General features: G+C 63.9%; 18 protein-coding genes. 9 read left to right on the top strand and 9 right to left on the bottom strand.

What is annotated here, in order from left to right:
* Positions 1-10: 10 nt before the first annotated feature.
* Entirely contained in the window at positions 11-733 is a 723-nt protein-coding gene (locus tag PMM47T1_RS04920) for a M12 family metallopeptidase (RefSeq protein WP_008366363.1), read from the top strand.
* On the opposite strand, the gene PMM47T1_RS04915 is transcribed toward PMM47T1_RS04920, so the two are convergent.
* Complete coding sequence (locus PMM47T1_RS04915) at positions 718-2,379, bottom strand: Na+/H+ antiporter (RefSeq protein ID WP_008366362.1); 1,662 nt, start codon at positions 2,377-2,379, stop codon at positions 718-720. The two genes, PMM47T1_RS04920 and PMM47T1_RS04915, sit on opposite strands and share 16 nt — an antisense overlap.
* 295 nt (positions 2,380-2,674) lie before the next feature.
* Here PMM47T1_RS04915 and PMM47T1_RS04910 point away from each other — a divergent pair, with 295 nt between their 5' ends.
* Genes PMM47T1_RS04910 through PMM47T1_RS04895 form a run of 4 tightly spaced genes read left to right on the top strand, consistent with a single transcriptional unit; the run spans position 2,675 to position 5,764 of the window.
* Complete coding sequence (locus PMM47T1_RS04910; protein ID WP_008366361.1) at positions 2,675-3,025, top strand: ArsC family reductase; 351 nt, start codon at positions 2,675-2,677, stop codon at positions 3,023-3,025.
* A 41-nt stretch (positions 3,026-3,066) separates the two neighbouring features.
* Positions 3,067-4,101 (top strand): 2,3,4,5-tetrahydropyridine-2,6-dicarboxylate N-succinyltransferase, encoded by a 1,035-nt coding sequence (gene dapD, locus PMM47T1_RS04905; RefSeq protein ID WP_008366360.1) that lies wholly within the window; start codon positions 3,067-3,069, stop codon positions 4,099-4,101.
* Positions 4,102-4,157: 56 nt separating this feature from the next.
* The gene (locus tag PMM47T1_RS04900) at positions 4,158-5,363 is read left to right on the top strand and encodes an aminotransferase class V-fold PLP-dependent enzyme (RefSeq protein WP_008366359.1); all 1,206 of its coding nucleotides are present in this window, start codon (positions 4,158-4,160) and stop codon (positions 5,361-5,363) included.
* Entirely contained in the window at positions 5,360-5,764 is a 405-nt protein-coding gene (locus PMM47T1_RS04895) for a SufE family protein (protein WP_008366358.1), read from the top strand. Before PMM47T1_RS04900 ends, PMM47T1_RS04895 begins: the two co-directional genes overlap by 4 nt.
* Before the next feature lie 120 nt (positions 5,765-5,884).
* On the opposite strand, the gene tcdA is transcribed toward PMM47T1_RS04895, so the two are convergent.
* A complete protein-coding gene (tcdA, locus tag PMM47T1_RS04890; protein ID WP_008366356.1) occupies positions 5,885-6,685 on the bottom strand; it encodes a tRNA cyclic N6-threonylcarbamoyladenosine(37) synthase TcdA in 801 nt (266 codons plus the stop codon).
* A gap of 236 nt (positions 6,686-6,921) precedes the next feature.
* Here tcdA and PMM47T1_RS04885 point away from each other — a divergent pair, with 236 nt between their 5' ends.
* Positions 6,922-9,513, top strand: a complete 2,592-nt coding sequence (locus PMM47T1_RS04885) for a glycosyltransferase (RefSeq protein WP_008366354.1) — start codon at positions 6,922-6,924, stop codon at positions 9,511-9,513.
* Positions 9,514-9,671: 158 nt separating this feature from the next.
* On the opposite strand, the gene PMM47T1_RS04880 is transcribed toward PMM47T1_RS04885, so the two are convergent.
* The 6 genes from PMM47T1_RS04880 to PMM47T1_RS04855 all read right to left on the bottom strand — a co-directional run bounded on the left by PMM47T1_RS04880 (position 9,672) and on the right by PMM47T1_RS04855 (position 16,231).
* The gene (locus tag PMM47T1_RS04880; protein WP_008366352.1) at positions 9,672-10,754 is read right to left on the bottom strand and encodes a DUF1120 domain-containing protein; all 1,083 of its coding nucleotides are present in this window, start codon (positions 10,752-10,754) and stop codon (positions 9,672-9,674) included.
* Complete coding sequence (locus tag PMM47T1_RS04875) at positions 10,751-13,063, bottom strand: fimbria/pilus outer membrane usher protein (protein ID WP_238536599.1); 2,313 nt, start codon at positions 13,061-13,063, stop codon at positions 10,751-10,753. The genes PMM47T1_RS04880 and PMM47T1_RS04875 overlap by 4 nt, the downstream gene beginning before the upstream one ends.
* A gap of 77 nt (positions 13,064-13,140) precedes the next feature.
* Complete coding sequence (locus PMM47T1_RS04870; protein WP_008366348.1) at positions 13,141-13,863, bottom strand: fimbria/pilus chaperone family protein; 723 nt, start codon at positions 13,861-13,863, stop codon at positions 13,141-13,143.
* A gap of 147 nt (positions 13,864-14,010) precedes the next feature.
* Complete coding sequence (locus PMM47T1_RS04865) at positions 14,011-14,664, bottom strand: DUF1120 domain-containing protein (RefSeq protein WP_008366346.1); 654 nt, start codon at positions 14,662-14,664, stop codon at positions 14,011-14,013.
* A 189-nt stretch (positions 14,665-14,853) separates the two neighbouring features.
* Complete coding sequence (locus PMM47T1_RS04860) at positions 14,854-15,507, bottom strand: DUF1120 domain-containing protein (protein ID WP_008366344.1); 654 nt, start codon at positions 15,505-15,507, stop codon at positions 14,854-14,856.
* A 73-nt stretch (positions 15,508-15,580) separates the two neighbouring features.
* A complete protein-coding gene (locus tag PMM47T1_RS04855) occupies positions 15,581-16,231 on the bottom strand; it encodes a DUF1120 domain-containing protein (protein ID WP_008366342.1) in 651 nt (216 codons plus the stop codon).
* 236 nt (positions 16,232-16,467) lie between these two features.
* Between PMM47T1_RS04855 and dapE the strand changes: the two genes are divergently transcribed.
* From dapE to PMM47T1_RS04840, 3 genes are read left to right on the top strand one after another with little or no spacing between them, the layout of a single operon-like run.
* Complete coding sequence (gene dapE, locus PMM47T1_RS04850; RefSeq protein ID WP_008366341.1) at positions 16,468-17,619, top strand: succinyl-diaminopimelate desuccinylase; 1,152 nt, start codon at positions 16,468-16,470, stop codon at positions 17,617-17,619.
* The gene (locus PMM47T1_RS04845) at positions 17,619-18,431 is read left to right on the top strand and encodes a putative RNA methyltransferase (protein WP_008366339.1); all 813 of its coding nucleotides are present in this window, start codon (positions 17,619-17,621) and stop codon (positions 18,429-18,431) included. The genes dapE and PMM47T1_RS04845 overlap by 1 nt, the downstream gene beginning before the upstream one ends.
* A gap of 17 nt (positions 18,432-18,448) precedes the next feature.
* A complete protein-coding gene (locus PMM47T1_RS04840; protein WP_008366337.1) occupies positions 18,449-18,826 on the top strand; it encodes a hypothetical protein in 378 nt (125 codons plus the stop codon).
* Between the two features lie 77 nt (positions 18,827-18,903).
* Here the strand turns inward: PMM47T1_RS04840 and PMM47T1_RS04835 are convergent, their stop codons facing one another.
* Positions 18,904-19,113: a cold-shock protein gene (locus tag PMM47T1_RS04835; protein ID WP_008366335.1), complete on the bottom strand. Its 210-nt coding sequence runs from the start codon at positions 19,111-19,113 to the stop codon at positions 18,904-18,906.
* Positions 19,114-19,214 lie beyond the last annotated feature (101 nt).

Genomic DNA, 19,214 nt, shown 5'->3' with positions numbered 1-19,214 from the left:
AGCCTGCATCATGCCCACACACTTCTGTGTCGCGCCCAACACCCCCGGCCTGCCCGCCTCCCTGGCGGCTGCGTTGGCAGAAAACCCGGCCAACGGGCACACTGCCGAACCTGGCGGGCGGCGCAAACGCGCCATTGGCGAATTCCGCAAGTTCTGGAAACCTGGGCGCACCTTGCAGATCGCCTTCGTCGACGATCCCGACGACGCTCATCGCCAGGCGATTGTCGACGCCATCGTGCTGTGGCAACCCTGGGTAAACCTCACCTTCGAATTTGTGGCGAGCAAGCGCGGCGACATCAAGATCCTGACCGGCTACAACGACAACTACTCGCTGATCGGCACCGATGCCCTGACCGTCGGCCCTAGCGACGCCACCATGGTGCTGGGCATCAAGCCCCACGAGCCGCGCTTTCAGTCCACGGTATTGCATGAGTTCGGCCACGGCCTGGGGGCCCAGCACGAACATCAGCATCCGGACGCCGACATTCCGTGGGACCTGCCCAAGGTCTACGCACATTTCGAGGCCCTGGGCGTCGCCCGGGAGGAGGTGGACCACAACCTGCTGAACAAACTGGATCGCAGCCTGCTGCTGGCGACCCGCTACGACCGCCGGTCGATCATGCATTACCCGGTCAAGCAGGAGCTGACCCTAGGCGACTGGACCCTGGCGCAAAACACCAGGATAAGCCGCAAGGACAAGGCCTTCATGCGCCGGGCTTACCCCACCGCCTGACGACTGACACCCAGATTAGCCTCGTTCATGTCCAGCTCACTGAGTATTTCACGCAGCACGTCATCGCCAATGTGGTGGTGACGGCGCAGCTCATACAGCTCCAGACGTTGGGCGCGCAGGCCGCGGATGCGCAAGCGGCGCTCCAGCTGGTCCATCTGCTGGGCCAGGGCCTGGGCTTCGGCGGAATCGTTGAATATCGCCAACTGGTGGCGATATTCAGCCATGATCTGCGCTTTCAGCTCGGTGGCCAGGGCCGCCTGCGCGGCATCCGGGGTTGGCGTGCCCGGGTCGCTGACCTCTTCGCTCTCCAGGGCGCGGATGGCCGCCTCGGCCGTGCGGCGCCGGGTTTCGCGCACTTCCTTGCGCAAGGCTTCGTCCGAGTTTTTTTCCACGCCGCGCAGCAACAGCGGCAAGCCCAGGCATGCCACCACCAGCGACAACAGAATCACCCCCGCCGCGATGAAAATCAGCAAATCGCGCTCGGGGAAGTCCTGGCCGGCGCCCAGCAGCAACGGTACCGACATCACACCGGCCAGGGTCACCGCGCCGCGCACACCGCCGACGGTCAACAACCAGCAGGACCGAGTGGTGGGCATCACGGTGAGGTTCTGCTGCCCCGTCAGGCGGCGCAGCAGGCCAATGGAACGCCAGGTAATCTGCACCCAGACAAATCGCAGCAATACCAGGGCGACGAAAATAATCACCACATCGAAAATCCGATAAGCCAGGGTTGGCCACAGGGTAGCCTCGTGACGGGTGACAGCCTTGATGATGTCGGGCAATTGCAGCCCCAGCAGCAGGAAGATCAGGCCATTGAAGGCGAACTCCAGCAGCGACCATACGCTGCGGTTGAGCAGCCGCGTGCTGGTCTGCCGCGGCAGCAGGTCCAGCCAGCTCTGCATCATGCCGGCCGCCACCGCCGAGAGAATGCCCGACGCACCGACGCGCTCGGCCACCACATAGGCGGCGAACGGCAGCAACAACATGAACACCACGTGGGTGGCAGGGTCGTCCCAGCCCCGGGCAATCATCCACACGCGCAGGCGCCCCACCAGCCAGCTCAAGGCCACCCCGATGGCCAGCCCGCCCAAGGCCACGAAGACGAACGTGAGGCTGGCCTGGGCCAGGGAGAAGTAACCGGTCATGGCCGCGGCCAAGGCAAACTTGAACGTCACCAGGCCAGAGGCGTCATTCATCAGCGCCTCACCCTGCAGGATGCGCATCAACGGCGTGGGCAGCTTGTCTTGGGCAATGGCCGACACCGCCACGGCATCCGTGGGCGACAGCACCCCCGCCAGGGCAAAGGCCACGGGCAACGCAATGGTCGGCAGCAGCCAGTGAATGAAGTACCCGGCGCCCACCACGGTAAACAGCACCAGGCCAACAGCCAGCATCAGGATGGAACCGCGAAAGCGCCACAGGTCGCGCTTGGGCATGCGCCAGCCATCGGAGAACAGCAGCGGCGGCAAGAACAGAAACAGGAACAACTCCGGGTCCAGCACCACGTGCAGCCCCAGGCTCGGCCAGGCCAGCAGGGCCCCGGCGGCAATCTGCACCAACGGCAATGGAATCGGTATCACCCGCGCCACCAGCCTCGAGATGCTGACCAGCATCAGCAGGATCAGGACGGTATAGGCGGTTTGCATAAGACAGAATTCCCCTTTAAACGGACCATCTTAACCACCGCGGACAAAGATGGCCCCTGCACATTCGTCGCACACAGGCCGTAGGGCCGCAATTACCGCGCTTGTGGGAGCAGGCTTGCCAGCGAGCTTTGCGGCCCAAAAGGTCGTTGGCAAGAAAGCTTGCAGCCCATTCGGAAGCGCTTTGCAAAGCAACAGTCATGGCGCCGAAAGAATCGATGCCGCATAATTCGTCGATTCGTTTCCAGGAGACAGCTGAGCAAGGCCACGTTCCGCACGGGCCGCTCCCTTTGAGACCATGGCTTATACACTGTTTGGCATCAAGGCCTGCGACACCATGAAGAAAGCCCGCACCTGGCTCGACGAGCACGGCGCCGGCTACGACTTCCATGATTACAAGACCCAGGGCATCGACCGTGAGCACCTGGTTCAATGGTGCAACGAACACGGTTGGCAAACCGTGCTCAACCGCGCTGGCACCACCTTCCGCAAGCTCGCTGACGAGCAGAAGGCCGATCTGGACCAGGCAAAAGCCATCGAACTGATGCTTGCCCAGCCTTCCATGATCAAGCGCCCGGTGCTGGACCTTGGCGACCGGACCCTCGTGGGCTTCAGGCCCGAAATTTATGCGGCGGCCGTTCAGCAATAATGCTGGCAACAGGCCCCAATCCATTGCAAAGAGGTAACTGCATGTCCACTACCCTGTTCAGCCTGGCCTTTGGCGTTGGCACCCAGAATCGCAACGGCGCCTGGCTTGAAGTGTTCTACGCCCAGCCACTGGTTTCGCCGTCGGCCGAACTGATCGCCGCCATCAGCCCGGTACTGGGCTACACCGGTGGCAACCAGGCCATCACCTTCACCACCGCCCAAGCCGCGCAACTGGCCGAAGCACTCAAGGGTGTTGACGCTGCCCAGGCGGCCCTGCTGACCCGCCTGGCCGAAAGCCACAAGCCGCTGGTGGCCACCCTGCTGGCCGAAGACGCCGCACTGACCAGCACCCCCGAGGCCTACCTCAAGCTGCACCTGCTGTCGCACCGCCTGGTCAAACCGCACGGCGTGAGCCTGGCCGGCATCTTCCCGCTGCTGCCAAACGTGGCCTGGACCAGCCAGGGCGCCGTGGACCTGGCCGAATTGGCCGAGCTGCAACTGGAAGCACGCCTCAAGGGCGAGCTGCTGGAAGTGTTCTCGGTGGACAAGTTCCCGAAAATGACCGACTACGTGGTACCGGCCGGCGTGCGTATCGCCGATGCAGCCCGTGTGCGCCTAGGCGCCTACATCGGCGAAGGCAGCACCATCATGCACGAAGGCTTCGTCAACTTTAATGCTGGCACCGAAGGCCCGGGCATGATCGAAGGCCGCGTATCGGCCGGCGTGTTCGTGGGCAAGGGCTCCGACCTGGGTGGCGGTTGCTCCACCATGGGCACCCTGTCGGGCGGCGGCAACATCATCATCAAGGTGGGCGAAGGCTGCCTGATCGGCGCCAACGCCGGTATCGGCATTCCCCTGGGCGACCGCAACACCGTGGAAGCCGGCCTGTACATCACCGCTGGCACCAAGGTGGCACTGCTGGACGAGAAGAACCAGCTGGTCAAGGTAGTCAAGGCCCGTGACCTGGCCGGCCAGACCGACCTGCTGTTCCGTCGCAACTCGGAAACCGGCGCCGTGGAATGCAAGACCCACAAGTCGGCCATCGAGCTGAACGAAGCGCTGCACGCTCACAACTAAGCGGCACCGCGCCGGCCCGGCACCACGCCGGGCCTGCCTGCCCCGAGCCCGATACCATGTTCCAGCCTTCCCCCTGGCGTGCCGATTTCCCGGCCATCGCCGCTCTGCAACGCCAGCACCAGACCTATCTGGACAATGCGGCAACCACTCAGAAACCCCAGGCCCTGCTTGATGCATTGGCCCACTATTACGGTCACGGCGCCGCCAATGTGCACCGTGCCCAGCATCTGCCCGGCGCGCTGGCCACCCAGGCCTTCGAAGCCAGCCGCGAAAAAGTCGCGCAATGGCTCAACGCTGCCAGCCCCAGCCAGATCATCTTCACCCACGGCGCCACCAGCGCGCTGAATCTGCTGGCCTACGGCCTGCAAGCGCATTTCCAACCCGGCGACGAGATTGTCATCAGCGCCCTGGAGCACCACGCCAACCTGCTGCCTTGGCAACAACTTGCCCTGCGCGCCGGCCTCAAGCTGGTGGTGCTGCCCCTGACCACCGCCGGCCTGGTCGACCTGGATGCCGCGGCAACACTGATCGGCCCGCGTACGCGCCTGCTGGCGGTGAGCCAGTTGTCCAACGTACTCGGCGCCTGGCAACCGCTACAGCCCTTGCTGGCCATGGCCAAGGCCCACGGCGCCGTCACGGTGGTGGATGGCGCCCAAGGCGTGGTGCATGGGCGCCACGACGTGCAGCAGCTTGGCTGCGACTTCTATGCCTTCTCCAGCCACAAGCTCTATGGCCCGGATGGCGTGGGCGTACTCTATGGGCGCAGCGAAGCCCTGGGCCAACTGGCTCACTGGCAGTTTGGCGGCGAGATGGTTCACGTTGCCGATTACCAAAGTGCCAGCTTCCACCCAGCCCCGCTGGGCTTTGAAGCCGGCACACCACCGGTGGCCGGCGTGATCGGCCTGGGCGCCACCCTGGATTACCTGGCCAGCCTGGACCAGGAAGCCGTCATGGCCCATGAACACGCCTTGCATGGCCTGCTGCTGCGCGGCCTCAACGACCGTGAAGGCGTGCGCCTGCTGGGCACGCCACAGGTGGCACTGGCCAGCTTCGTGATCGACGGCGTGCACAACGCCGACCTGGCCCACCTGCTCACCGAACAGGGCATTGCCGTGCGCGCAGGGCATCACTGCGCCATGCCATTGCTGAAAAGCCTGGGGCTGGCGGGTGCCATTCGTGTGTCACTGGGCCTGTACAACGACAGCGATGACCTGCAGCGCTTCTTCGAGGCGCTGGACAAATCCCTGGAGCTGCTGCGATGAGCCTGCCCGTGCACGCGGCCGAAGCGCTGCAGGCATTCGAACTGGCCGCCGGCTGGGAACAGCGCGCGCGCCTGCTGATGCAATGGGGCGAGCGCCTTGCCCCCCTGGGCGATGAAGAGAAAACCGCCGAGCATCTGGTGCACGGTTGCGAAAGCCAGGTATGGCTGATTGCCCATCAGCTGGATGGCCAGTGGCAGTTTCGCGCGAGCAGTGACGCACGGATGATTCGCGGCTTGCTGGCGCTGTTGCTGGTGCGGGTCGAGGGGTTAAGTGCGGTGCAGTTGAACGCGCTGGATTTGCCCGCGTGGTTCCAGCAACTGGGCCTGGGCCGCCAGCTGTCGCCTTCGCGCAGCAACGGCCTGAATGCCGTGCTCAAGCGCATGGCCGAATTGGCCGGTTGACCCCGCCCCCATTGCAGGACACAAAAACGGTGGGAGCGGGCTCTGCCCGCGAACAATGCGCCACGGTGCATCAGTCAGCACCCGGTAGCCTTTTCGCGGGCAGAGCCGGTTCCCACGGAATCAAGTGCGCTCAGACGGGCGGCGCACGCCGGCGACCAGCTTGTCCACCGCCCGCGCCGCCGCCACCATGCCGAAGGTCGCGGTCACCATCATCACCGCGCCAAAACCACCCGCGCAGTCCAGCTTCACCCCCTCGCCCACGAACGCCTTGGTCAGGCATACGCCGCCCTTGTTGTCGGGGTAGCGCAGCTGTTCGGTGGAGTACACGCACGGCACGCTGTAGTGCCTGGTGGTGTTGCGCGAGAAGCCGTAGTCGCGACGCAGGGTAGAACGCACGTTCGCCGCCAACGGGTCATTGTGGGTGCGGTTCAGGTCGCACACCTTGATCTGCGTGGGGTCGACCTGCCCGCCCGCGCCACCGGTGGTGATGATGCCGATCTTGCGGCGCTTGCACCAGGCAATCAGGGCCGCCTTGGCCTGCATGCTGTCGATGCAGTCGATGACGAAATCCAGCTCGGGGGTGATGTACTCGGCCATGGTCTCGCGGGTCACGAAGTCGCTGACCGCGTGCACGGTGCACGTGGGGTTGATGGCTCGCAACCGTTCGGCCATGACCTCCACCTTGGGCTTGCCGACGTTTCCGTCCAGCGCATGCAACTGGCGGTTGACGTTGCTGACACACACGTCGTCCAGGTCAAACAGCGAGATCTCGCCCACGCCGCTGCGCGCCATGGCTTCGGCCGCCCACGAGCCCACGCCGCCGATGCCGACGATGGCCACATGGGCAGCGCGCAGGCGCTGCATGCCTTCGCGACCGTACAGACGGGTGACACCTTCGAAACGTGGATCTTCTGTGCTCATGGACCAGTACCTCAAAAACCGGCGCGCATTATAGGCCTGTCATTCGCGCAGATCACCTACGGCGTTTAATGCGCTACAACTAATAGCAGGCAAGAACTTAAACAAAAAATTCCAATCTAAACGTATGTTTTCAGACATCTCCTATACACACTTGTAACGTGCAGAGTAGGATGCGCGCCGGTTCGGCGCCTGTCGCCGGCACTCCCCCGTTCCCCCGCTTCGGAACCCAAGCCCCCATGTCATCGCGTAAATTTGGTCTCAACCTGGTGGTAGTCGTCGCGATCGCGGCCCTATTCACGGGTTTCTGGGCGTTGATCAACCGCCCGGTCACCGCCCCCGACTGGCCTGAACAGATCTCCGGTTTCTCCTATTCGCCTTTCCGCCTGGGCCAGAGCCCGCAGAAGGAGCAATACCCCACTGACGACGAAATTCGTCAGGACCTTGAGCAGATGAGCAAGCTGACCGACAGCATCCGCATCTACTCGGTGGACGGCACCCAGGCCGACATTCCGAAAATTGCCGAGGAATTCGGCCTGCGCGTCACCGTGGGCGTGTGGATCAGCCCGGACCTTGAACGCAACGAACGCGAAATCGCCAAGGCCATCGAACTGGCCAACACTACCCGCAGCGTAGTGCGCGTCGTGGTGGGCAACGAAGCGCTGTTCCGCAAGGAAGTGACGGTCAAGGACCTGGAAGCCTACCTGGACCGCGTGCGCGCGGCCGTGAAGGTGCCAGTGACCACGTCCGAGCAATGGCACATCTGGGAACACAACCCGTCCCTGGCCAAGCACGTGGACCTGATTGCTGCGCACATCCTGCCGTACTGGGAATTCATTCCCATGGACAAGGCCGGCCAATTCGTCCTGGACCGGGCGCGGGAACTCAAGCACATGTTCCCGAAGAAGCCGCTGCTGCTGTCTGAAGTGGGCTGGCCCAGCAATGGCCGCATGCGCGGTGGCGCCGACGCCACCCAGGCGGACCAAGCCATTTACCTGCGTACCCTGGTGAACAAGCTCAACCGCCAGGGCTACAACTACTTCGTGATCGAAGCCTATGACCAGCCGTGGAAGGCCAGTGACGAAGGCTCGGTGGGCGCGTACTGGGGCGTGTTCAACGCCGCGCGCCAACAGAAATTCAATTTCGAAGGCCCGGTGGTGGCCATTCCGCAATGGCGCGTACTGGCCGTGGGCTCCGTGGTGCTGGCCATGCTGTCGCTGGCCTTGCTGCTGATCGACGGCTCGGCCCTGCGTCAGCGTGGCCGTACCTTCCTGACCTTCATCGCCTTCCTGTGCGGCTCGGTACTGGTGTGGATCGGCTACGACTACAGCCAGCAATACAGCACCTGGTTCAGCCTGACGGTGGGCTTCCTGCTGGCGCTTGGCGCCCTGGGTGTGTTCATCGTGCTGCTCACCGAAGCGCATGAACTGGCGGAAGCGGTGTGGATTCACAAACGCCGCCGTGAATTCCTGCCGGTGGAAGGCGATTCCACCTACCGCCCGAAAGTGTCCATCCACGTACCGTGCTACAACGAGCCGCCGGACATGGTCAAAATGACCCTGGACCACCTGGCCGCGCTGGATTACCCAGACTTCGAAGTGCTGATCATCGACAACAACACCAAGGACCCCGCGGTGTGGGAACCGGTGCAGGCCTACTGCGAAACCCTGGGGCCGCGCTTCAAGTTTTTCCACGTCGCGCCCCTGGCCGGCTTCAAGGGCGGTGCACTGAACTACCTGATACCGCACACCGCCGCCGACGCCGAAGTCATCGCCGTGATCGACTCCGACTACTGCGTGGACAAGAACTGGCTCAAGCACATGGTGCCGCACTTCGCCGACCCGAAGATCGCCGTGGTGCAATCGCCCCAGGACTACCGCGACCAGAACGAAAGCACCTTCAAGAAGCTGTGCTACTCCGAGTACAAGGGCTTCTTCCATATCGGCATGGTGACCCGCAACGACCGTGACGCGATCATCCAGCACGGCACCATGACCATGACCCGTCGCTCGGTGCTCGAAGAACTGGGTTGGGCCGACTGGTGTATCTGTGAAGACGCCGAACTGGGCCTGCGCGTGTTCGAGAAAGGCCTGTCGGCGGCTTACTACCACCACAGCTACGGCAAGGGCCTGATGCCCGACACCTTCATCGACTTCAAGAAGCAGCGCTTCCGCTGGGCCTATGGCGCCATTCAGATCATCAAGCGCCACACCGCCAGCCTGCTGCGCGGCAAGGACACTGAACTGACCCGTGGCCAGCGCTACCACTTCCTGGCGGGCTGGTTGCCGTGGGTGGCCGATGGCATGAACATCTTCTTCACTGTGGGTGCGCTGCTGTGGTCGGCAGCAATGATCATCGTGCCGCAGCGGGTCGACCCGCCGCTGCTGATCTTCGCTATCCCGCCACTGGCGCTGTTCGTGTTCAAGGTGGGCAAGATCGTGTTCCTGTACCGTCGCGCCGTGGGCGTGAACCTCAAGGACGCCTTCGCCGCCGCCCTGGCAGGGTTGGCGTTGTCGCACACCATTGCCAAGGCGGTGCTGTACGGCTTCTTCACCACCAGCATTCCGTTCTTCCGCACACCCAAGAACGCGGACAGCCACGGCCTGCTGGTGGCCATCTCGGAAGCACGCGAAGAGCTATTCATCATGTTGCTACTGTGGGGCGCAGCGGGCGGCATCTGCTTCGTGCAGGGCCTGCCTAGCTCGGACATGCGCTTCTGGGTGACCATGCTGCTGGTGCAGTCACTGCCTTACCTGGCAGCGCTGATCATGGCTTTCCTGTCGTCGCTGCCCAAGCCGACGCACGAGCCTGAACCGGTGACGGCGCAGTAAAACAGAAGGCCCGCAGATGCGGGCCTTTTTTTATGAACATCACGAATGGCCAACGTCAGGCCGGCGGCCCGCAACGTTGGCTTTTTACGTTACTTTTGCTGTTGCTGTTGATATGGCATTTGATTTGAAGCCCCGTAAAGGGCCAGGGACGGCTGTTTCTACAGATACACAATCTCCACCGTAGCCGCCCCCTCCAGCATCACCTCCTCGCTCAACTTCAGCTCTGACAACGGCGCCACGAACAGGTCAATCGCCAGGTTGCCACTGAACTGACTGATGGCCGCTGGCTGGTGGTCGCCATGGGTAAAGCCCAGCAGGCGGCCGTCATGATGCAGGGCGGCGCCTTCATTGGCCGGCGCCGGCTGCCAGCTCAGGCCGCCCGGTTCGCCGTACAGCGCCACCAGCGGGCGGCCATCGCCCTGGCTGTCTTCGGCCACTCGGGCGCGGTAGGCGCCTACCGGCGTGTTCAGGGCCGTACGGCCCAGGCCAAACAGGCTGCCCTGCGCCAGCCCTTCGAGGGTGCGCGCCGAGCCCGCGCGGTTTTCGCGAGCCGTCAGGGCAAACCGCGTGGGGCCTTCGCAGTTGATGGTCAGGGCCACGCTACGGGTGAACAGCGTGGGCTGATGCGGCGACAGACGCTGGGCAGGGATGCGGCCGAAATCGACACGGCCGCCCTCGCCCAGGCGCGGCGTGCAGGAGGCCGGTGCAAAGCCTGCGCGCAGGCTAAGGTCTCGCTGCTGGCCGGCAATGTCGAACACCCCGGCGGCCTGCCAGTGCGTAAGGTCGCTGACCCGCAGCGCCGCCTCGCTGGCCTCACCCACTACCTTCATTTGCACACTGAACTGGCGCCCCTTGAGCCGGGCGCCACCCTTGAGCGGCACGGCGCCACGGTCCGGCGTCAGCGACGTCAGGGCGCGGCCATCGACCGCACCACCCAGCGCCACCGGCTCCCCATCCAGCAGCGCCTGGCCCAGCTCCAGGCGGTAGCGTCCCTGCCCCAACGCGAATGCGTCGGGGCTTGCCGCCTGGGCGCGGTAGAACAGCTGCATGTCCTCGGGCTGCGGGCAGTGCACCTGCAACGTCAGGTGCCGGGGGGCAAGGTGCCAACTGCCGTCACTCGCTTTCAGCGTGGTGCGGTTCAGTACACCGTAGTCGATCTCGCCCTGGCTCAGGGTCATTTCGCACGCCTGCGCGCCACCGATCCCGGCAAGGCCTGCAAATACTATGGCGACAGTCTTCATGCTTGTTTTCCTTGTGATGGGCGACACACGGCCTGGGTGGTCTCGAAATACGCATCCGGATCGGCCTCGGCCGCCAGCTCATAATGCAACTCACACGGCGCCTGGCCTGCCACCCTGACCCACAGCTGATCGATAGCCTGAGCATTGGGCACGAACACCGTGCCATCGGCCTGCACCAGGGTGACCAAGGCGCCCGCGCCATCACTGACCAGGGCCCCGGCTGGCAATGCCTGGCCCGTGCTGGTGACGGCTTGCAACAGCAAGCGCCGAGTGGTCTGCACACCAAATGCCAGGCGTGGCACCGCCCCCCGACCGGCCTGCAATACCGCCGCCCCCTGAAGGATGTCGACATTGCGCGGCAGGCTGCTGGACACCACCTGCACCGAACTCTTGGCGTAGGGTGCGACCTGGGCAACCACCGCCTGGCCTTGGCCATCGGTCCATACCGTGCCGCCGGGTGTGTCCACGCGAACGCCCGGCAACTCACCCACCGACAGCAACGCGAAGGTGTCCTGCAAGGCATAGGGTGACAGCGTCAAGCCGCCTTCATGAACGGCCATGCCTCCGCGCAATGCGCCACTGTAGCCGGCGTTGCCCTGGCCGTAACTGGTGTACCCCAGGTCGACCTGAGCCACCCGTGGCAACAGCGATACACCGGCCGTGATGTCCAGCTCCTTATCCTGACTGTTGCGCTCACCGGCCAGCCGATAGCCGAAGGTGTCACTGACCTGCTCTTGCAAGCCAACCCCCACGCGGCTTTTGCCACCCGCGCCACGAACGGAAGTGCGCAAGCGCCGACGCTCGCCCAAGGGCAGGCTGGCGCTCAGGTAAAGGGCGTTGCCCAGCCCGGCGTCGCCTGCCACGTTCCATTCGGCGCTCAGTGACAACGACGCCTTGCCGACGCGTTGGCCCCACGAGGTGTAGGCGCGCGCGGCCTTGCGCCCGTTGTACAGGGTAGACAATGAGTACCCACCATTGAGGCTGCCCAGGCGCGGGTGTGACCAGGACAGCCCCATGGCGTACTGCTCGCGGTAGCGCGACTCGCTGGCGAGTTGGTTGTCCAGCAAGGTGTCGGCCAGTTCGCGATAGCCGCTGCTTTGCCGTGACGCCGTGAGGCTGGCCGACCAGAACGGGTTGAACTGCTGCTGCAGGGTCACACTGCCCTGCACGCCTCGAACATTGTCCTCCCCCGTCTGGGCGGCCTGAAGCAGCCCCTGCAGGCGGCTGCCGGTCCAGCCGTCCAGGCCCAGGCCTGCCCCTGCTGCGTTATAGCCGTCAGCGGCGAGCACGCCGCTGCTCACACTCGTGCGCGCGAACAACGGTTGGCTCCAGCCGGCACTCAGCACCCATGGGCTGCGCTTGAGCCCTCCCAGGTCACGCACCTGGCCGGCACCGAAGGCAAAGCCGCTGGCCGGCAGGTTGACGCCCATGGTGGCGGCCGGCACGGTGAAGGTGCGACGCGAGTCATCGGCTTCAATCACCGTCACCTGCACATCGCGCCGCGTGTCCAACTGGCTGACACCTTCCAGCGTGAAGGGCCCCGCAGGCACCACCGTGGAGTACACCAGGGCACCGCTCTGGCGCAACTCGACCCGCGCCTGGCTGGCGGCAATGCCCTCGATGCGCCCGCCCCCCCCTGAGGACGACAGCGCAGGCTCGCTCATCCACTGCAGGCCATTGATACGCGCCCCCGCCAGCACCGGGTTGAACAGATTGATCTGCCCCAGCTGAAACACCGCCTGTTGCTCAGCGAAGGTACGCTGCCCGTAGGCCTCCAGGTGTTCGGTGCTACCACGACCGTTGGAGGAGGTATACAGCTGCCGGCTGCGCACAATCCAGTCACCGGCGTTGAAGCCTGCCTCAGTGTTGGCTGACCAGAATTGGCTGGTGCCGCCCTCGAACTGGTTATAGAGGCCCTGCACGTCATAGTTGAGCAGCCCGGCGACACCGCCGAAGGTGTAGGCCGACAAGTCCGCTGGCAACGGCTGCAAGGCATCAAGCGGTACCCACAGGTTGACCTGGCCGGTCTGGGGCTGCAGTTCTACCTGCGTTTGCGGGTACTGCTCGACAAAAGCGCCGCAGCGCTCCCCATCACCGGCACCTGCGATCAACGCGGCATCGCGCAACGCCTGGTCGAAGCACAAGGCCCCGAGGCTGTCGAAACGCGCCTGCACCTGGCCCCGCGGCTGGCCATTCACGCTCAGCGCCACGGGATGGCTGCCCGCGGTGAAACGCGCGGCCTGGCTGAGGTACTCGGCCACCTGCGGGTCAATGCCGCGCAAGCGCAGGGTTTCACTGTCAAACGGCATCGCCGCTGCCAAGCCCCCGGCGCTGCCCATCGACAACATTGCGCCGAGCACCGCACCCCCTCCCCTCACCGTGTTCATCAGGGCGCATCCCCGTGCAAGGGCGCCTGATAGGCGTCCACGGCGAAGCCGTACACGGTGGCGGGTTGCAGTCGCACATGAGTGGCGGCTACTGCGCTGGCCACCGCCAGGCTGAGATGGTCACCCGGCAACAGGTAACTGCGGGGCAGTTGTACTTCAATGTCGCCTGGCATCAGGCGCAACTCTTGCGCAAGGCGCACCACATAGGCAGTGTCGTTGGCCACCGTCAGCGCGCCGTCGACCAGGCGCCAACGCAAGCCCAACCACGGTTCGCGCTGCGCCGCCAGGCCCTTGGGGTGCAGGATAACCGGCAGGTTCTGCCGTACGGTGACGCCCACTCGGGCTTCACCCGGCACGGGCGCGCCAGGGTTCTGGCTGATACCTTCGAAGATGACCCGCTTGAGCCGCTGAGTCTTGAGCGGTTGGTCGTTGCGCAGGATAAAACGCACCAGTTGCTCCTGGCCCGCTTCTACCCGCGACACCGGCGGGGTGACGAACACCAGGGGCTGGGTGTCCTCGGGGACGTTCTCCAGGGTCACGTGCAACAAGGCCACTCGGCTGTCGCTGTTGGTGACGCGGATCGAGGCCTCGCCTTCGGCCTCATCCACAATGATCACCGAGGTTTCGGGAATCATGCCGTCCGCCACCACACTGGTAGCCAAGAGTGGACTCAGGCAGAAGCCCACCAGGTGAAAAAACGTAACGCAGTTGGCGAATCTCATGATGCTACTCCCTCGGCCATCGGGCCCCGTGGCCTGCAGCCGAACGTCGGGTGCACACAAGCCCTCCGGCAGTGGCCCGCCAGAGCAGTTGCGCAAGTGAAAGAAAGTGGGGAGGTGGCAGGGGCCTGCGGCCCGCGCCACCCTGGGTTACAGGTAAACCACTTCGATTGAGGCTGAACCGTCCAGCAAGACTTCCTCGTTCAAGGTCAGCGTCGCGGCATCGTTGATCACCAGATAATGCTTGAGCCCCAGCGCGGCATCCTTGATGGGAATGGGCCCAGTGGTCACGCCCAACGTGTCATTGAAGCCCAGCAATGGCCCGAAATTGCGAATGCCCCTCTCCCCCGAAGAGGAGGGTATCCAGCTGCTGCCGTCCTCGGTACCGACTGTGACAAAGGCCGGTTTGCCATCAACGGTCGATCTGGTTGGGTACACCTCCAAATAATGTGCCCCCGTCTTTTCGCCGCTGGGTGTCAGGCCCAGCCCATAAGGTGTCACGAACATACTGTTACCATGAGTGCCGGCCCTGTTGTCGACACCTCGAATGCCGAACAGCGTCGCCGCCTGGCAATTGATGTTTAGCGTCTGCAAGTGCTCCTGCGCAATCATTGTGTGGGCGCCAGTTTTGAGGTCGGAGGACGATATCTTGCTGAACACCACGTCCCCCCTGCTCAACGTTGGGGTGCAGGACATAGGCACAATACTGCCGGTCACCGCCAGGTCCACGCTGGACGCTGCGATAGCCGAGGTGGCCGTGCTGGCTAACAATGCCGCGGCAACAACGCTCTTTATTGTATTCATTAGGGCTTGATTCCCTTGATTCGATTAATGGGGTTCCGGCTTTGGGGTCACAGACCGCCGTACCAGGGATGGAGCCTGGTGCATCCAGTAGGTGTGCACCCACGTTTTCCATGGAAATTTCCTACCAGAGGGCGAATAGCCCCAGACCAATAGCCGCGACCTGCGCGCCTGGTCCCAGGTCGCTGCGGGTTACAGGTAAACCACCTCAATGGACGCAGAACCATCCAGCATGATTTCCTCATTCAAGGTCAGAGTGTCGGCGTCATTGATCACCAGGTAGTGCTCCATCCCCAATACCGCGTCCTTCACGGGAATGGGGCCGGAGGTCACGCCCGCAGTGTCGGTCAAGCCCAGCAGCTCACCGTAGTTGCGAATGCCCTTGTCGCCGGTTGTCGAAGCTTGCCAAGTGGTACCGCTGGCATCGCCCACGGTCACGAACGCAGGCTTGCTGTCGATGGTGGAGCGAGCCATGCGCAACTCCATAAAGTGCGCGCCGATTTTCTCCCCCTGGGCAGTAAGACCCAGGCCGTAAGGCGTCATGTACCACGCGTTGCCGTTAGTGCCGGGGCGGTTATCGATACCGCGAATACCGAACAGCGTCGGCGCCTGGCAATTGATGCTCAGGGTTTGCTGTTTGCGCTCGCCAATAAGGGTGTGCTTGCCCGCATTCAGGTCTGCCGCTGAGATACGGCTGAACACGGCGTCTCCCATGCTCAACGTGGGCGTGCAAGAGGCAGGAATAATGCTGCCAGTCACGGCCAGGTCCACGCTGGAGGCGGCCATGGCCGAAGCGGCAAAGGTGCTCAGCACAACAACGTAGAACGATCTCTTGAATAGTTTCATGGCAATGGTTTCCTGAACGGCTATAAAGTCATTGAAACGTGACGCTGCACTCGCCACGCGTTGCAGCTGGGTGCTAGAGGTAAACCACCTCAAGGATGGCCGAGCCATCGAGCGGTACTTCTTCATTCAACGTCATGGAGTTGGCCGCATTGATCAGCAAAAACTGATCAAGGCCCAGGGCGGCGTCCTTCACTGGAATGGGCCCGGTGGTGACGCCGGGGGTATCGGTAAAGCCCAATAACTGGCCATCGTTGCGAATGGACCGATCCGTAGTTTCGGAGGGGTACCAGGTGCTGCCGTCAGGGCTACCCACCGTGACGAACGCCGGCTTGCCGTCGATAGTGGAGCGGCTCATGATCACCGTGATCATGTGTGAACCGATCTTCTCGCCGGCCGGCGTCAACCCCAGCCCATAGGGCGATTGATACCAGCCGTTGCCGACCGACCCCGCACGGTTGTCGATACCGCGGATGCCAAACAACGTTGGCGCCTGGCAGTTGATGTTGAGGGTTTGATACTTGTGCTCGCGGATGTTGGTGAGGTCATCCAGGTTCAAGTCTGCCGACGAGATACGGTACGAGGTGTCTCCCAGGCTGAGGGTGGGCGTACACGCTGTCGGCACGATACTGCCGGTCACGGCCAAGTCCACGCTGGAGGCGGCCAGTGCGGACGACGCCACGCTGGCCAGCACCACGGTGGCCATGAGATGTTTGAAGTGAGTCATAGACGGAAAGTCCCCGGTTGGTTAAGGTCATTGAGTACTGGCTCTACGTCCAGCGGCGGCCATATTAGGAAAGCGTCCCGCCCCAACCAGTAGGCGCGCTCCCAAGTTTTCGATAGAAATTTCCCACAGATGCAGCGAATGGTCCGACGGCGCCAACGGTCCCTGCGGCTTCGGGCGTTTTGCTTTAAGATGTCGCCCTCTTTCTATGCGCCTTGCCCTGTTTCCGGAGTCTTCCCATGACGGCCGCCGCCGATCTCTCGCCTACCCTGCAACTTGCGTGCGACCTGATTCGCCGCCCCTCGGTCACCCCGGTGGACGCCGACTGCCAGAAGCTGATGATGCAGCGCCTGGGCGATGCCGGCTTCACGCTGGAACCCATGCGCATCGAGGACGTCGATAATTTCTGGGCCAGCCACGGCACCCAGGAAGGCCCGGTACTGTGCTTTGCCGGCCACACCGATGTGGTGCCCACCGGCCCGGTCAGCGCCTGGCAGACCGACCCGTTCGAGGCGTTGATCGACGCCCACGGCATGCTCTGCGGCCGTGGCGCGGCGGACATGAAAGGCAGCCTGGCGGCCATGCTGGTGGCGGCCGAGCGTTTCGTGGGTGATCACCCCGACCATCGGGGTTCGGTAACCTTTCTGATCACCAGCGATGAAGAAGGGCCGGCCCACCATGGCACCAAGGCCGTGGTCGAACGCCTGGCCGCGCGCAACGAGCGCCTGGACTGGTGCATCGTGGGCGAGCCGTCCAGCACCTCGCTGGTGGGTGACGTAGTCAAGAATGGCCGTCGCGGCTCGCTGGGCGCTACCCTGACCGTGCGCGGCAAGCAAGGCCACGTGGCCTACCCGCACCTGGCCCGCAACCCCATCCATCTGGCTGCCCCTGCCTTGGCAGAGCTGGCCGCCGAGCACTGGGACAACGGTAATGCCTTCTTCCCGCCTACCAGCTTCCAGGTATCGAACCTGAACTCGGGTACCGGTGCCACCAACGTCATTCCCGGCGACCTGACGGCGGTGTTCAACTTCCGGTTCTCCACCGAGTCCACGGTCGAAGGCCTGAAAGCCCGCGTGGCCGCCATTCTCGACAAGCACGAACTGGACTGGCACGTGGACTGGGCGCTGTCGGGCCTGCCGTTCCTGACCGAGCCCGGTGCGCTGCTGGACGCCGTGTCCGCCAGCATCAAGGCCGTGACCGGCCGCGACACCCAGGCCTCCACCAGCGGCGGCACCTCCGACGGCCGCTTCATCGCCACCCTGGGCACCCAGGTGGTTGAACTGGGCCCGGTCAACGCCACCATCCACCAGGTTGACGAGCGCGTACTGGCCAGCGACCTCGACGTGCTGACCGAAATCTACTACCAGACCCTGGTGAAACTGCTCGCATGATGCTCACCTGCCCCCTCTGCCACGCCGGCCTGGCCAACGCCGGCAACGGCGTGGTGTGCCCCGCGGGGCACAGCTTCGACCGCGCGCGCCAGGGTTACCTGAACCTGTTGGCGGTGCAGCACAAGAACAGCCGCGACCCGGGCGACAACCAGGCCATGGTCGAGGCCCGCCGTGATTTTCTCAATGCCGGCCACTACGCCCCCGTGGCCCAGCGCCTGGCGGAACTGGCCGCCGAGCGCCAGCCCGGTCGCTGGCTGGACATCGGCTGTGGTGAGGGCTATTACACCGCGCAGATCGCCGAGGCCCTGCCCCGCGCCGATGGCTACGCCCTGGACATTTCCCGCGAAGCGGTGAAACGCGCCTGCAAGCGTGACCCGGCCGTGACCTGGTTGGTGGCAAGCATGGCACGCGTTCCGCTGCCCGATGCCAGCTGCCAATTCCTGGCCAGCGTATTCAGCCCGCTGGACTGGCAGGAAGCCAAGCGCCTGCTGGTGCCCGGCGGCGGGCTGATGCGCGTGGGGCCTACCCGCGAGCACCTGATGGAACTGCGCGAGGCACTTTATGATGAGGTGCGCGAGTACATCGACGACAAGCACCTGCTGCAAGTACCCGACGGCATGGTGCTGGCCCACAGCGAAACACTGAAATTCAAGATCAAGCTGATCGACGGCCCGTCGCGCGCCAACTTGCTGGCCATGACACCCCACGGCTGGCGCGCCAGCGCCGAACGTCGCGCCAAGGTCATCGAGCAGCCCCGGCCATTCGTGGTCACCGTTTCCATGCGTTACGATTATTTCGTGCTGCAACCCTGATTCCCGAGAGTACGCCCATGCGCCAACCCGATATCGAGATTTACCTGAAAGACGCCGACGTCGACCACAAGGCCATCGCCACGTGGCTGACCCAAGCACTGGGCCCCTGCAGCGAGTGGGTACAGAAAGGCCAGACCTGGAAGTGCAAGGCGGGCACCGTGCCGGTCACCTGGCTGCCCAAGGCCGTGGGCAAGTGGAACAGCCTGTACCTGGAAAGCGACAGCACGCCCTGGGACGACGACATCGCCTGCGCCCGCGCCGCCTTCACGGCTTTGCAGGTGGAAGTGCGTTGCGCACCGGGCACCTGGGTGGAAGAGGAAGGTGAAGAAAGCGCCGATACCTGGGTCCGCATCAGCGAAGATGGCGAAGAGCAGATCACCTGGCGCACCAGTTGATCCTGCCCCTCCCCATCCTGTAGCCGCTGCCCAAGGCTGCGGCTAAAGGTGTGAGCCGCAGCCCCGAAGGGGTGACCTCAGAGGCCCTGCACATCCTCGGCCTGCGGGCCTTTGGGGCCGTCGACCAGGGCGTATTCCACCTGCTGGCCTTCTACCAGCGAACGGTGTCCCTCGCCGCGTATGGCGCGGAAATGCACGAACACATCCGCCCCGCCCTCACGCTGGATAAAGCCATAGCCCTTGGCATCGTTGAACCATTTGACGCTTCCTGTCTCACGAGACGACATCGCACTACTCCGTTTTTTTCTATTTATGGAACAGCAATTGCCGCCGGCCCTCACCTGGGCCCGGCGCGCATCCCTACATGGCGGGCGCCCCAGTATGGGGC

Origin of the sequence: Pseudomonas sp. M47T1, assembly GCF_000263855.1 — a bacterium.
Taxonomy (GTDB): Bacteria; Pseudomonadota; Gammaproteobacteria; order Pseudomonadales; family Pseudomonadaceae; genus Aquipseudomonas.
This window is presented reverse-complemented; position numbering and strand designations above follow the sequence as displayed.

What these genes read in the sequence shown, in the direction of transcription:
- PMM47T1_RS04855 (WP_008366342.1), bottom strand. Translation starts at nt 16,231, where the DNA reads ATGACTCACTTCAAACATCTCATGGCCACCGTGGTGCTGGCCAGCGTG.
- PMM47T1_RS04920 (WP_008366363.1), top strand. Translation starts at nt 11, where the DNA reads ATGCCCACACACTTCTGTGTCGCGCCCAACACCCCCGGCCTGCCCGCC.
- PMM47T1_RS04845 (WP_008366339.1), top strand. Translation starts at nt 17,619, where the DNA reads ATGCTCACCTGCCCCCTCTGCCACGCCGGCCTGGCCAACGCCGGCAAC.
- PMM47T1_RS04835 (WP_008366335.1), bottom strand. Translation starts at nt 19,113, where the DNA reads ATGTCGTCTCGTGAGACAGGAAGCGTCAAATGGTTCAACGATGCCAAG.
- PMM47T1_RS04870 (WP_008366348.1), bottom strand. Translation starts at nt 13,863, where the DNA reads ATGAGATTCGCCAACTGCGTTACGTTTTTTCACCTGGTGGGCTTCTGC.
- PMM47T1_RS04885 (WP_008366354.1), top strand. Translation starts at nt 6,922, where the DNA reads ATGTCATCGCGTAAATTTGGTCTCAACCTGGTGGTAGTCGTCGCGATC.
- PMM47T1_RS04915 (WP_008366362.1), bottom strand. Translation starts at nt 2,379, where the DNA reads ATGCAAACCGCCTATACCGTCCTGATCCTGCTGATGCTGGTCAGCATC.
- PMM47T1_RS04840 (WP_008366337.1), top strand. Translation starts at nt 18,449, where the DNA reads ATGCGCCAACCCGATATCGAGATTTACCTGAAAGACGCCGACGTCGAC.
- PMM47T1_RS04910 (WP_008366361.1), top strand. Translation starts at nt 2,675, where the DNA reads ATGGCTTATACACTGTTTGGCATCAAGGCCTGCGACACCATGAAGAAA.
- dapE (WP_008366341.1), top strand. Translation starts at nt 16,468, where the DNA reads ATGACGGCCGCCGCCGATCTCTCGCCTACCCTGCAACTTGCGTGCGAC.
- PMM47T1_RS04880 (WP_008366352.1), bottom strand. Translation starts at nt 10,754, where the DNA reads ATGAAGACTGTCGCCATAGTATTTGCAGGCCTTGCCGGGATCGGTGGC.
- PMM47T1_RS04900 (WP_008366359.1), top strand. Translation starts at nt 4,158, where the DNA reads ATGTTCCAGCCTTCCCCCTGGCGTGCCGATTTCCCGGCCATCGCCGCT.
- PMM47T1_RS04875 (WP_238536599.1), bottom strand. Translation starts at nt 13,063, where the DNA reads ATGCCGTTTGACAGTGAAACCCTGCGCTTGCGCGGCATTGACCCGCAG.
- PMM47T1_RS04860 (WP_008366344.1), bottom strand. Translation starts at nt 15,507, where the DNA reads ATGAAACTATTCAAGAGATCGTTCTACGTTGTTGTGCTGAGCACCTTT.
- PMM47T1_RS04895 (WP_008366358.1), top strand. Translation starts at nt 5,360, where the DNA reads ATGAGCCTGCCCGTGCACGCGGCCGAAGCGCTGCAGGCATTCGAACTG.
- PMM47T1_RS04865 (WP_008366346.1), bottom strand. Translation starts at nt 14,664, where the DNA reads ATGAATACAATAAAGAGCGTTGTTGCCGCGGCATTGTTAGCCAGCACG.
- tcdA (WP_008366356.1), bottom strand. Translation starts at nt 6,685, where the DNA reads ATGAGCACAGAAGATCCACGTTTCGAAGGTGTCACCCGTCTGTACGGT.
- dapD (WP_008366360.1), top strand. Translation starts at nt 3,067, where the DNA reads ATGTCCACTACCCTGTTCAGCCTGGCCTTTGGCGTTGGCACCCAGAAT.